15 protein-coding genes are annotated in these 12,424 nt (G+C 37.4%); 7 read left to right on the forward strand and 8 right to left on the reverse strand.

The features are described 5' to 3' along the window. The first annotated feature begins 7 nt into the window (after positions 1-7). From BMS_RS04665 to BMS_RS04675, 3 genes are read left to right on the forward strand one after another with little or no spacing between them, the layout of a single operon-like run. A complete protein-coding gene (locus BMS_RS04665; protein WP_014243639.1) occupies positions 8-1,324 on the forward strand; it encodes a sensor histidine kinase in 1,317 nt (438 codons plus the stop codon). Next, complete coding sequence (locus BMS_RS04670; protein WP_052590574.1) at positions 1,317-1,604, forward strand: peptidylprolyl isomerase; 288 nt, start codon at positions 1,317-1,319, stop codon at positions 1,602-1,604. Before BMS_RS04665 ends, BMS_RS04670 begins: the two co-directional genes overlap by 8 nt. 8 nt (positions 1,605-1,612) lie before the next feature. Next, positions 1,613-3,334: a DEAD/DEAH box helicase gene (locus BMS_RS04675; RefSeq protein ID WP_014243641.1), complete on the forward strand. Its 1,722-nt coding sequence runs from the start codon at positions 1,613-1,615 to the stop codon at positions 3,332-3,334. A gap of 3 nt (positions 3,335-3,337) precedes the next feature. Here the strand turns inward: BMS_RS04675 and BMS_RS04680 are convergent, their stop codons facing one another. Continuing rightward, on the reverse strand, positions 3,338-3,649 hold the full coding sequence (locus tag BMS_RS04680; protein WP_014243642.1) for a hypothetical protein: 312 nt from the start codon (positions 3,647-3,649) through the stop codon (positions 3,338-3,340). A gap of 87 nt (positions 3,650-3,736) precedes the next feature. Between BMS_RS04680 and BMS_RS04685 the strand changes: the two genes are divergently transcribed. Both BMS_RS04685 and BMS_RS04690 read left to right on the forward strand, forming a co-directional pair. Further along, positions 3,737-4,093 (forward strand): hypothetical protein, encoded by a 357-nt coding sequence (locus BMS_RS04685; protein WP_044557292.1) that lies wholly within the window; start codon positions 3,737-3,739, stop codon positions 4,091-4,093. A gap of 7 nt (positions 4,094-4,100) precedes the next feature. After that, positions 4,101-4,580 (forward strand): GreA/GreB family elongation factor, encoded by a 480-nt coding sequence (locus BMS_RS04690; RefSeq protein ID WP_014243644.1) that lies wholly within the window; start codon positions 4,101-4,103, stop codon positions 4,578-4,580. Here BMS_RS04690 and BMS_RS04695 read toward each other — a convergent pair. The 3 genes from BMS_RS04695 to BMS_RS04705 are packed head-to-tail and all read right to left on the reverse strand — an operon-like array spanning position 4,577 to position 6,274. Then, positions 4,577-5,299 carry a hypothetical protein gene (locus BMS_RS04695; RefSeq protein WP_014243645.1) on the reverse strand — a complete coding sequence of 241 codons (723 nt, stop codon included), beginning with the start codon at positions 5,297-5,299 and terminating at the stop codon, positions 4,577-4,579. The genes BMS_RS04690 and BMS_RS04695 overlap by 4 nt on opposite strands. Continuing rightward, positions 5,292-5,948, reverse strand: coding sequence for a FecR family protein (locus BMS_RS04700; protein WP_014243646.1), 657 nt, complete (start codon positions 5,946-5,948; stop codon positions 5,292-5,294). Before BMS_RS04700 ends, BMS_RS04695 begins: the two co-directional genes overlap by 8 nt. A 20-nt stretch (positions 5,949-5,968) precedes the next feature. Then, complete coding sequence (locus BMS_RS04705) at positions 5,969-6,274, reverse strand: hypothetical protein (protein ID WP_014243647.1); 306 nt, start codon at positions 6,272-6,274, stop codon at positions 5,969-5,971. A gap of 245 nt (positions 6,275-6,519) precedes the next feature. Here BMS_RS04705 and BMS_RS04710 point away from each other — a divergent pair, with 245 nt between their 5' ends. Then, complete coding sequence (locus BMS_RS04710) at positions 6,520-6,825, forward strand: hypothetical protein (RefSeq protein ID WP_044557293.1); 306 nt, start codon at positions 6,520-6,522, stop codon at positions 6,823-6,825. Positions 6,826-6,876: 51 nt separating this feature from the next. On the opposite strand, the gene BMS_RS04715 is transcribed toward BMS_RS04710, so the two are convergent. The 4 genes from BMS_RS04715 to BMS_RS04730 all read right to left on the reverse strand — a co-directional run bounded on the left by BMS_RS04715 (position 6,877) and on the right by BMS_RS04730 (position 11,570). Beyond that, positions 6,877-8,871 carry a urocanate hydratase gene (locus BMS_RS04715; protein ID WP_044557889.1) on the reverse strand — a complete coding sequence of 665 codons (1,995 nt, stop codon included), beginning with the start codon at positions 8,869-8,871 and terminating at the stop codon, positions 6,877-6,879. Positions 8,872-9,003: 132 nt separating this feature from the next. Continuing rightward, on the reverse strand, positions 9,004-9,645 hold the full coding sequence (locus BMS_RS04720) for a DsbA family protein (protein ID WP_044557294.1): 642 nt from the start codon (positions 9,643-9,645) through the stop codon (positions 9,004-9,006). Then, the gene (locus BMS_RS04725; RefSeq protein WP_044557295.1) at positions 9,642-10,076 is read right to left on the reverse strand and encodes a disulfide oxidoreductase; all 435 of its coding nucleotides are present in this window, start codon (positions 10,074-10,076) and stop codon (positions 9,642-9,644) included. The genes BMS_RS04720 and BMS_RS04725 overlap by 4 nt, the downstream gene beginning before the upstream one ends. 96 nt (positions 10,077-10,172) lie before the next feature. After that, complete coding sequence (locus BMS_RS04730; RefSeq protein ID WP_014243652.1) at positions 10,173-11,570, reverse strand: M14 family metallopeptidase; 1,398 nt, start codon at positions 11,568-11,570, stop codon at positions 10,173-10,175. Positions 11,571-11,730: 160 nt separating this feature from the next. Between BMS_RS04730 and BMS_RS04735 the strand changes: the two genes are divergently transcribed. Continuing rightward, complete coding sequence (locus BMS_RS04735; RefSeq protein ID WP_014243653.1) at positions 11,731-12,405, forward strand: hypothetical protein; 675 nt, start codon at positions 11,731-11,733, stop codon at positions 12,403-12,405. Positions 12,406-12,424 lie beyond the last annotated feature (19 nt).

Below are 12,424 nucleotides of genomic sequence, written 5' to 3' on the forward strand. Positions count from 1 at the left end.
GCCAGGCATGGAAAAGAGATTTAACTTCTGGGGCACACTCGAGTCCAAAGAATTAGAAAGAGAATTTTTAAATAGTAAGTGGAACGAAAATAAGAACTATATTTTCTTAACTTATTTTCTTTGTTGTTTCTTCTTTCTCTTGGCCGGAGTTTTTGGGGATTTCCAGAGAGCATTTCACATAGCTAGCGCTAAAGATCTCTTACTTTTTAGAGTTTTTCTATTGATGATATCCATGGTCTTCTTTGTTATCTATGGCAGGGTTCAAACGCGACCAAAGTATTTAGAACTTTGGTTAGATGCGATGAAGTATCTCTCCACCGCCATTATAGTGCTCTTAACTTTTTGTACACAGGGAACAAGCTTAACTCTACTTCCTGGATCAATGATGATGGTCATTGGTTTTTATATGATTCTTCCTGGTCGTATTTTCTCTTCTACCATTTGCGCTCTCGCACTGATGTTGAATTTTTTATTTCTACAAGATGCCAGACTTACTTATGGAGTTGAAGTTCATAGATATATGGCCTTTATGCTCTTTGCGATTGAGGTCCTTCTTTGCACGTTTAAGATTAAGCATGACAAATGGGCGAGAGGAGAGTTTATTTCGCAAAAAGAACTTGATGGTCTTAATAGTGCTAAAGATAAAATCTTAGCAACTATTGGTCACGATGTGAGAAGTCCTCTTGTGATCATGCTCTCTAGAGCAGAGTCGAGTCTTATTAGTCTGGAAAATAATGAGTTAGATAAAGTTAAGAAGTCTCAAGAAATTATCATGAGAACCGTTTTAAAATTAGATGGAATGCTTAGTGATATTGTGAACTGGGCAATATCAGAGCTACAACAAGGAAGAGAATCTAGAAGCTTTCTTAATATTGAAGAGAGTATCAATGAAGCTGTAGAATTTAATTTTGAATTAGCTAAAGAGAAGATGATTAATATAAAGAAGAACACGACTCCTTGTAAGTTTCTCTATGAGCATCGAATGGTCTCTATATGCTTTAGAAATATAATCTCTAATGCCGTAAAGTTCAGTCCTGGTAACTCTACAATTGAAATTAATGGAGAAAGAGTCGGTGATCACTATATTCTTCGAGTTGAAGACGAGGGACCTGGAATGGATGAGGAACTTATTACAAAAATTAAAAGAGGTGAGAACTTCAACCGTCACCCTGGAACAGAGGGAGAGATGGGAACAGGTCTAGGTCTTCGCTTAGTTCGAAATGTTTTAGATAAACACGGCGCAGAGATGGAATTAAGCCCAAGAGAAAATAAAGGAATGTCTTTCATTGTTAAATTTCCTGTTGTTGGAGAAAAGAATGCATAAATCACTCGCTCGCTACAGGGCCCGACATATTTTACTTGAAGATGTAGAGGACGCTCAATATGTCCTAGAGAAGTTACAGCAGGGAGAGGACTTTGGTGAGCTCGCAAAAGAATTATCGGAATGTAATAGCTCTCAAAAGGGTGGAGATTTAGGTCTCTTTGTCTCTGGTCAAGTTGCTCCGGAGGTAGAGCGCGCAATATATCATTTAAAGATTGATGAGATTAGTGAGCCAGTTGAATCTGAATATGGGTTTCACATTATACAGAGATTAGCATTGTAGAAAGCAAGATGTACGAGTTAAGGCCATACCAAAGAGAAGCAGTGGATGCCACTGTTGAACATTTTAAAAAGCGTAAAGATCCTGCGCTTATTGTTCTACCTACTGGAGCAGGAAAGAGCCTCGTTATTGCTGAACTCGCAAGAATTGCAAGGGGAAGAGTGCTCTCCTTGGCCCACGTAAAAGAATTAGTTGAACAAAATCATGATAAGTATGAGAGCTATGGAAATGAAGCAGGGATTTTCTCTGCTGGATTAAATAGAAAAGATCATACGGAAAAAGTTATCTTTGGCTCGATTCAATCAGTGGCCAGAGCACAGGGGAGCTTCTTTAAAGATTTCTCTCTTTTAATTATCGACGAGTGTCACAGAGTTTCAATGGAAGGGGAGACTCAATATCAGAGTGTGATCTCTCTTTTAAAAGAATATAATCCTGATCTTTGTATTCTTGGTCTTACCGCAACTCCTTATCGTCTAGGTCTTGGATGGATTTATAACTACCACTATAGAGGAATGGAAAAGAGTGAGGATGAGCGCTTTTTTAAGAAGTGTATATATGAGCTTCCTCTTAGCTATATGATTAAGAATAAATATTTAACTCCTCCTATAGTTATCGATTCACCGGTGGCGTGCTACGATTTCTCAAGCCTTACTCCAAATCAAAATGGAAACTTCTCCACCTTACAAATAGAAGAAATTTTAGGTGATCAAAAGAGAGTGACTCCAGGAATAATTGGACACATTATTGAGCAGGCAAGTAGTAGGGCAGGCGTGATGATTTTTACTTCATCAGTGAGACATGCTCGAGAAATTTTAGGGCTCTTGCCTAAAGAGATCTCGCAAATAGTCACTGGAGAGACTCCTGACTTTGAAAGAGATAGCATTATAAGTTCTTTCAAAGAAAGAAAAATAAAGTTTCTAGTTAATGTATCAGTTCTAACAACTGGTTTTGATGCTCCTCATGTAGATTTAATAGCACTACTTAGACCAACAGAGTCTGTAAGTCTCTATCAACAAATTATTGGAAGGGGTCTGAGACTTTTTGAAGGAAAGAAAGATTGTCTGGTTCTAGATTATACGGGACAGGGGCATGATCTTTTTTCTCCTGAAGTTGGCAATGAGAAGGTCGATAGTGACAGTGAGGCCGTAAATGTATTATGCCCTGATTGCGGGCACGAAAATATCTTTTGGGGTAAGAAGTCTGAGGACGGGCATATCATTGAACATTATGGACGAAAGTGCCAAGGTGCCTATGAAGATCCTGAGACATTTGAAATTTCTGCCTGTGGCTTTCTTTTTAGATTTAAAATCTGTGAGAGCTGTGGGCTTGAGAATGATATCTCTGCCAGAGAGTGTAGTGGTTGTTCTGAAGTACTTATAGATCCAGACACTAAGCTAAAAGAGGCCATGCAACTTAAAGACGCCCATGTGCTTAGATGTGATACGATGAATTTTGAAGTTGATCACGACAAAAAAGGTAGAGAAAGATTGAGTGTTCGTTACTATGATTATGATGGAGAGCACTTAAGTGAGTATTTCTATCTCGCTAGAGATGATCAGAAAGGGGCCTTCTTTCATAGCTTTGTTAGGCCCCATTTAAAAAACTCTGGTCAGAAGTTTGATATTATCTCACCAGAGCAAGTTGTAAGAATCTCTCCACTTTTTCGTATGCCCAAATATGTTATCGCCAGAAAGGTGAAGAACTTTTGGAAAGTGAGAGAGAAAGTATTCTAGCTCTTACTCTGCTTCTACAACAAAGTGATTGAGTACATAGCAGTTTTCAGGGTTTAGAATAACTGCTTCTTTAAACCAACCTGAGTGATATGAACCTGTGTTGTAAAATACAACAGTATCTATAGAGTAATTTGCCAGAAGTTGCCCTCTTGGAGTCGTGAAGTCTGTATTCGCCTCTAAAAGAATTGGCGCAGACATTTGCATCGGTCTGTCACTTCTATTACCAAAAGATCTTAAGTAGTTGGCAGCATCTAATTCACAATTTGCATGTGCCGAAACAGTTAATAATAGAAATGGAAGTAAAAGTAATTTCATAGTTAGTCCTAGATGATAGATGAATTTTGCCGTAATATAGTATACTTAGGATTTTAGGTCAAAGTATCGTCTGGAGAATTGGGGACTATGAAAAAAATACTACTCTACTTTAAGTTACAGTTAAGATTATTTTTGATTTTAATTTGTACGACTAGTATCCCTTTACTTTTAGTTTACCTTTATTCTCCCTATGAATGGGATAAGTTATACTGGCTCTTTATTACTTTTATCTTTGCTTTGAAGGTCGTTTTTTATAAAGATGCTCCTTATAAAAAGAAAATCACGCCTCTCGTTAGAGAGATGCTTACTAAAGAGTATAAGAGAGTCCCTTCTAAGATGGAGGTTGTCGCTCGTATTGAGGATATGATCAATGCAAGAGATGTGATGCTACTAAGTAGCGCTCTTTTAATCGTAGTTATTACAATTTTATTTTCAAAACTATAGGCAATATATGAATAAAAAGAAGTTACTAGCTAATTTAATAGATCAAATAAAGGTTGAGTTAGAAAAGGCGAAGGCAGCCTATGACACTTCAAAAAGTGCAACCAGAGACCCTGACTTTAAGTCGGAGAGTAAGTGGGACACTAGAAGTATTGAGGCCGGTTATTTGGCCGGAGCGCAAAAGGTTCGTGTTGATGAGTTAGAGATGGATTTAAATGTTATTGAAGAATTAGCAGCGGACTCTCTTTCAAAAAAGCCAACTGTTACTATCGGCTCTCTAGTTGAGATTAAGTTTAATAATCTAGTGAAGAAATACTTTATTACTCCTGCTGCTGGTGGATATATTGTTAACGTAGATGATGAGGTTGCTCTCACTATTTCGGTTTTTTCTCCAATTGGAAATGAAGTTCTAGACCTTGAAGAGGGTGATAGTTTCGAAGTTGAGATGAACGGTGAGTCTAGGGAGTACGAAATTATTTCATTTTGTTAATAGTAGAAGTTGAGGGCCAGACCAATTGAGTTTGTGCTCTCTGCGACTGAATAGCTTGGAACTTGCAGCTCCTTAGCATTTTTAGAATTAGTCCATTTCGTCGATGTCCTCTTAAAAAAGAGCCCCGGTTTAAAAAATGAATTATAGTGATAAGTCACTCCGGCATAGAGACTTTGTTTATAGATAGTCTCCTCACTAAAGTTCATTGGGAGGTAGAGTGCGTACCTAGCATAAATATTTATAATGGGCGCACCACCTTTAAAGAATATATGAGTTACTCCAGGTCTAAGAATAAGGGTGTTATTAGAGTTAGAATTATTTCTCTCTATAGTAGTTCTAAGCTCAAAAATATTGTCTTGGAATATTTTCTTCGCATTTAGATGAACCCCAAAAATATTTTCGCCCCTAGTTTTTGTCTCTTTCCACTTCCAAACTCCATTTTCTTTTACCCAATCATCGTCATGCCTAAGGCCGTAACTTCTCTTAAAGTTTGTCGCTATATGAAAGTTAGAGTGAAGTCTGTAGCGCAGGGAGAGGGATAAGTCTTTATCACTACTTCCTTCTTTTAGCGAAAATGTAATAAGGGATTTAACCTTTGAGTTAAATTTATGAAAGTGTCGAAGAACCAGAGACGGGTCTGTTTTACTGGCTTCTTTTGGAATATTAGAAGACCAGGCCATAGAAGAGAGTAGGAGTAGAAGGATTACTTTCTTAATCATAGTCTTGATCCAAGATATCAGTGTACGCATCTTCAATATTAACTTTATTTTCGAGCTCACTAGAGTTTTCATTGAAGTTCCAATTTAGCTTCTGTGTCCACGCCAGAGGTTTAGGAGTAGAGACCTCTTGCTTACTTTTAATTTGAACACCTTCGCCTTTTTTGACTAAGACTTTTGTCGCTTTACCTTTAGGTCTAACGGCAACTTCTCCTTCATTTACGCACATCCACTCATCTTGACCACTCTTCTTTCCGTAACTCACAAAGAATTGAGTTCCTCTCACTCCTAGGGCAGCATTCTTAGTTTTTACAATGAATTTGTCTTGTTTCATAACCTTGCTTTTTAGAACACTGAAGAATGAACTTCCGTTGAAGAGTCCAACTTGTGGAGGCTCATTCTTTGAGATTGAGACAATTATTTTACTTTCACTATTTAATTTAATTTTAGAACCATCACTGAGAGAGATGATGGCAAGGGAGTCTTTCCCTGATTGAATGATTGATTTATTTTTAAGAGGACTTCCTTTTTCAGCATTCGATACATTCTCACCTGTTTTAACCTTTACAATTCCTTTTACGTAGAGAATTTGTCCTACATCATTAGCTTGAATATTGAATATTATAAAAAGAGTGATGAATATCTTAAACATGGAAGTCGTCCTTTTGATTTTTATTTTTCAAGTTCTTCTTTAATACTTTGAAGAGTATCACTTCTCTTTTGTATGATGTCTGTAACAAATTTTTGTAAGGCCTCTTTTAGATACGGCTCGAAGTCCTTGTCATTGCAGTCTGTCGTACTAAAAAGTTCCATATATATTTTATGTGTTTTCTTTGAAACAGAGAGCGTAATTGTATTTGGATTAAGTTGGTCTTCAAGGGCCTCTCGGATGACTCCACTTAATTTTAAACCTTGTTCCATAATACTTTCGTAATATTCTTTTGGAATATGGACATTAACTCTTTTCATTTCACTCATACTTACTCCTGAGTATAACTTAGAATATTTTACTCACTATCTATTCTAACATACTGAAAATTAATTGCACGCCTCTATAAATTGCCACTTTTTAAGAAAAATGAATGAGTAAGAAAAACACTAATTTGACCCCTTAATGTGTTGAAATTATACAAAATGAGTAAAAAAGTGTATTTTTTGCGCAATCTTGCTCAGAAATACGTCATTATGAACTCAACACAGAAAACAAAGAACAGGAGTTGATTGTGAACCATTTATTTCAAAATATAATTCTTACTCAGGAGTGTTTAACAAAGGCCAGAGAGTGTGGAATTAGCATCAGGAAGATTTTTGAAACAATTACGTTCGCTAGACCCTGTCTCACAGACTTAGGAGGTCTCAGTTTTTTCTATGGTTCGATTGAAGTCATAACTTGCACTAATTTCGAATATGCTATTAATGTCATTGATCACGGGCAAAACTCTACCCACCAAATTGCCTTTGAAGATTTTGATGTTCTTATTCCCCAAAAAGTAGAGCACTTTAGTAGAGTAGAATGTATGTTGAGTTAAAAGTGTTAAAGTTCTCGCTAGGAAAAATGGATCTTTCTTAGCGAGAATTTTTTATAATAAATTTTCGTCGACTAAATTAGGTAGAGTCACTCTCAATAGAGGCTCTTTTTCCATTGCTCTTTTTATTGCAAAAGTAGCACCTTCATTTCTGGCCCAGCTTCTTCTATTTATTCCGTTATTAACGTCCCAAAAGAGCATTGACTTAATTCTTTGATCACACTCCGCGCTTCCGTCGATAACCATTCCAAAGCCTCCGTTAATAACTTCTCCCCAGCCAACGCCTCCACCATTATGTAGAGAGACCCAAGTAGCACCTCTAAATGAGTCTCCTACAAAGTTTTGAACGGCCATGTCGGCAGTGAAGCTTGATCCATCATATATATTCGATGTCTCTCTGTATGGAGAGTCTGTTCCTGAGACGTCGTGGTGATCTCGCCCAAGAACGATAGGTGATTTAATTTTTCCCTCTCTGATTGCCTTATTAAAGGCTAGGGCAATTTCAACTCTTCCATCACTGTCGGCGTAGAGGATTCTTGCTTTTGAGCCAACGACTAAGTTATTTTCTCTCGCGCCTTCAATCCAAGTGATATTATCTTGCATTTGTTGTTGGATCTCTTTTGGAGATTCTTTCATTAAATTCTTTAGAACATCTCTAGCAATTTCATCTGTAGTGTCTAAGTCACTTTGTTCTGAGCTGGTACAAACCCATCTAAAAGGTCCGAAGCCATAGTCAAAACACATTGGTCCCATAATATCTTGAACGTAACTTGGATATTTGAATTTCCCATCATCTTTCATAATATCTGCGCCAGCTCTTGAGGCTTCGAGTAAGAAAGCATTTCCATAATCAAAGAAGTACATTCCCTTTTGCGCTAATTTATTGATGGCAGTTACATGTCTTCTAAGTGTCTCTTGAACTAGTTGTTGAAACTTTTCAGGCTCTTCGGCCATTAAGCGGTTTGATTCTTCAAAGTCGACATCTGCAGGGTAGTATCCACCTGCCCAAGGATTGTGAAGTGAAGTTTGATCTGAACCAAGTTCAACATGAATATTTTCACTCTCAAGTCTCTCCCAAAGATTTACAATATTTCCTTGATAGGCAATAGAGACGACTTCCTTATTTTCTTTGGCCTTTTGAATTCTAGGAATTAATTCATCAAGGGAGCTGTAAACTTCATCTACCCAGCCTTGTTCATATCTTGTTTGTACGGCCTTAGGGTTAATTTCTGCGACCACTCCAATGCATCCAGCGATCACTGCCGCCTTTGGTTGGGCTCCACTCATTCCACCAAGTCCCGCTGTTACGAAGAGTTTTCCCGCAAGGTCTGTATCGCCCTTACTTATTTTTCTACCTGCATTTAAAACAGTAATGGTTGTCCCGTGAACAATTCCCTGAGGACCAATATACATAAATGACCCAGCAGTCATTTGACCGTATTGAGTTACACCTAGAGCATTAAACTTCTCCCAGTCATCTGGCTTTGAATAATTTGGAATCATCATTCCATTTGTGACGATGACTCTAGGAGCACCAGCATGTGAAGGAAAGAGTCCTGCTGGATGACCAGAGTAGAGAGCGAGTGTTTGATCATCAGTCATTGTTGCTAGGTATTGCATCGTTAAAAGATATTGGGCCCAGTTTTGAAAAACGGCACCATTACCTCCATAAGTAATGAGCTCATGTGGATGTTGGGCAACAGCGTAGTCTAAGTTATTTGAAAGCATAAGCATAATGGCCGCAGCTTGCTTAGACTTATAAGGATAGTCCTCAATTGATCTAGCTGAAATTTTATAGTCAGGTCTAAAGCGGTACATATAGATTCTTCCATATGTTTCTAGCTCTTCTTTAAACTCAGGAATTAATTCTGCATGAAAGCTCTTATCGAAATAGCGAAGAGCATTCTTTAGTGCGAGCTTCTTTTCAGACTCATCTAAAATGGCCTTTCTCTTTGGGGCGTGATTGATCTGTGTTTCGTAGGGTTTCTTTGGAGGAAGTACGCTTGGGATTCCTTCAAGAATTCTCTGCTTGAACTCTTCACTGCTCATCATGATTGAATATCCTTTTTACTTATAAAATTTGAGCAGACTATAACTTTAAATAGTTAGAATTTCTAGGATGAACAAAAGGTGCGAGGCACCTTTTGTTATTTAGAAGCGCGTTAAGCGATTGTTTTATTGTTAGAGATTTTCTTTGATTTGATCTTCTAGTTGTTGGTAACCAAAACTTCTAAGTGGCATACCGTTAATAAAGAAAGTTGGCGTCGCTCTTACTCCCAGCTCTCTAGCATCGGCAAAGTCTTGCTCAATAATTTTTGTCCAAGCAGGGTCTTTATAATCTTTCTTTATCTGGTCAACATCTAGACCAACCATTGGTAGATAATTCCAGATAAGCTCAGGTCTTGGTTGATGGTGATTTCCCCATGCTGGTTGATTCTTAAAGAGAATCTCTAAAGTCTCCCAGTACTTTCCTTGCTTTCTTGCGGACTCTAAGATGGCGATCGCAAATTTTGAATTTCCATGAAAAGGGACGTAACGAATAGTGAGTTGAATCTTTCCTTCATATTTCTTCATTAAATTTTTAACAAACGGAAAGAACATTCTACAACTCTCACATTCTGGGTCCATGAACTCAACTAACTTAACGGGAGCATCGTCAGGTCCCATCTGAGGAGAGTGATTTCTTATGAAGAGAGTTTCTTTCTCCTTAGCTGCTTTAGAGTCTTGCTCTTCTTGGTGTGTTTTGTAGAAAATGGCGGCGGATACGAAACCTAAGATAACGAATACAGTTGTGGCCAGAACGATTACTTTATTTTTACTCATCTTAAGTATCTCCTATAAAAGATGGTGAGAATGATTAAAATTATACTAAAGGCAAAGAAGGACATCATCGGAATTGTGATAAAGCCAAGCCAATTGATCCAAATATCTGCACAAGAAACTCCCTCTCTACATGGTGAGGCGCTCTCTGGAACAATGCCGTAGTGAAGTAAATTGTGGTAGAGGGAAGTGATCCATCCAAGAATAACTAGAGGAAGAGAGTATTTAAAGGCACTAGCTTCTAAGTTTATCAAGCTTATGACAAAGAAGATAACAAGCGGATACATGAAAATTCTTTGATACCAGCAAAGCTCACAAGGGGGGAACTCCATTACCTGACTAAAGAATAAGCTTCCAGCTGTTGCAATGAAGGCAATGGCCCAGCAAATAAAAATTAAATACCAAGCGGTTTGGTTCTCTTTTAAATCAATCATTTTTACCTCTTTAAAAAAGATAGCATGCAAATGTATTAGTGTAAAAAGAATTGAGTTAAACAGAAGGTCCGAAGAGATTCTTCGGACCGAGGAAAATTAAAAATTAATATTTTTTAAGCTAGATTCTACTGATACAACTTTTGAATCAACGGTGCTTCTACCTTTTTTAAGAGTGAAAGTATATTTACCCTCATTTAAAACAATGTGGAATGTCCCGTTTGGATTGATTCTATAGTTTTGGAAAATCTCACCCGCTTCAGTTCTCACTTCTATTTGATAAGACTCTGGTGAAGGGTAGGTTGCATCGAGCTGTCCTTTGACTCCCGATTGAGACATTCTATCTAATAGCTTCATCCATGCTGCTCTATTTCTTTGAACGGTCTTATCTCTCCACTTATCGTAATTTGGTTGAAAGCCTTGTGATCTGCTATTGACTTCAATGACATAAGGAATAACTTGATAGGCATTGTACATCCAGTCAATGTCTGAGCCATCTACTGAATAGAGTAGCTCCCAGGCTGTTCCTGCTTCGTATTGAATACTTTCACCGATTTCTTTTCCAATTTTTTCAACAACCTCTTTTGTCTGAGTTCGTGAACCACTACATCCCATAGGGTAGATAACTATTTCGCTATAAGAGTGATAACTGATATTAAAGACAGGTCTAATTGTTTTAACAAGGTTCATTAGGGCCTTAGACTCTGGCTCTGATCCTGCTGTTGGACCTCTGTAAGTACTTGACCATGTCCAACCACTAGAGCCGTTACATGTTCCCCAGAGATATGGATAGTTTCTATTAATATCTACACCGTGTCCGTAGTTCGTGTTCTTTCTCCACATACTTGAACCACTCCAAACTTTCGCGTTACCGTCAACATTTATCATAGGAACAACCCAGATCTCATTAGAGTCTACGTAGTTCTTAATTTTTGCGTCTGTTTTATAGTTGGTAATTAATGACTCTATAATATCTAGAGTAACTTCTGGTGACATCACTTCTCTAGCGTGGTGCATACTATTGAAGAGAATGGCCGATTCTCCATCCTCCTTTAAAGAGACATTATCAGAAATCTTCATAGCATAGATATTTCTTCCTTCAGAGGATTGTCCAATAATATGAAGTTTTGCAATGTCTGAATTTTCTTTCTCCCATTCTTTTAAAATAGCTTCTATTTCATCGGGAGATTTATATTTCTCATCAACCGCCTTGAGTGCTTTAGATGATTTATTTTCAATAATTCTAAAATTCAGCTCTTTTAGGGCCTTGTACTGCTCGGTAGTCACAAAGACATCAGCAATCTTATTCTTCTTATCAACACCTGTAACATCAAGATCAAGTTTTTGAATCGCTTGCATACCTTTAGGGTAGTCCTCAAACTTGATAGAAGCGTAGATACTTCTCTGGGTTTCTTGAAAGTGATTAGCACCTGAATGAGATCTCGCTGATTGAACAAAGGCAACGAGAAGTAGTAGTGCCACAATATTCTTTATCATGGGTTCCTCCTGAACTTAAATATTTGATTGAGACTATTATCGAGCTTAAAAGAGCTAAGTACAATGAATGTCATTTTATATTAGATAAACCGACTAAAACAGTTGGTAGAGTCAGATTAATTTAGTTGCGACTTGGGCGTAGATAGTATTTCATAGAATTATGAAAAAACTTCTTATGACACTTCTATTACTTAGTTCAACTTCATTTGCTTATCACTGTGAAAGCGAAATTGAATTTCTAGATACTATTAAAATTCAACAAGGGCACTGGTCTCAAACAGACACCTGCTATATAAGTATTTCTTCCAGAAAGACTTATAACTTGGAGTATCGAAACTTTCTCATTACCTCTAGAGGAAAAGTTCAGATTTTTAATTCATTTGGTCCTGGACCATCAAGTACATATACAGGGGCCAGAGAATTTCATCTCTTTCCGCGTAACGGGCTCATCTCCTATGATATTTTAGAACATAGTGTTGTTTTAACGATGGCCAATGGGAGAGAGTTTATTTTTGATAAAGAAACGGCAGAGCCTATAGAGCTTAGGGGAGGAGAGTTTTCTTTAGATCCTATTCTTTCTCCAAATAATAATGGGGGTTTTGAAATAGAGAGCTATCCAACTCTTATTCTAGATTCTGGTTTTAAATTAGGTATGTCACCAACTTGGTATCTCGATCGCTATTCAACTTTTAGAGATGCTATGGGTCAGACCTGTCGTGTAAGAAATAGTGAATTATTTGATAAAAAGTCAGACGAGATTTTTTGGATCCATGAAAATGACCGAGAGCTATACAAATATTTACAAAAGAGGTGCCCATCGCTAACCTTAAAGTAAATAAAACTGAAATTAAGGA

Origin of the sequence: Halobacteriovorax marinus SJ (genome assembly GCF_000210915.2) — a bacterium.
GTDB classification, from domain to species: Bacteria; Bdellovibrionota; Bacteriovoracia; order Bacteriovoracales; family Bacteriovoracaceae; genus Halobacteriovorax; species Halobacteriovorax marinus.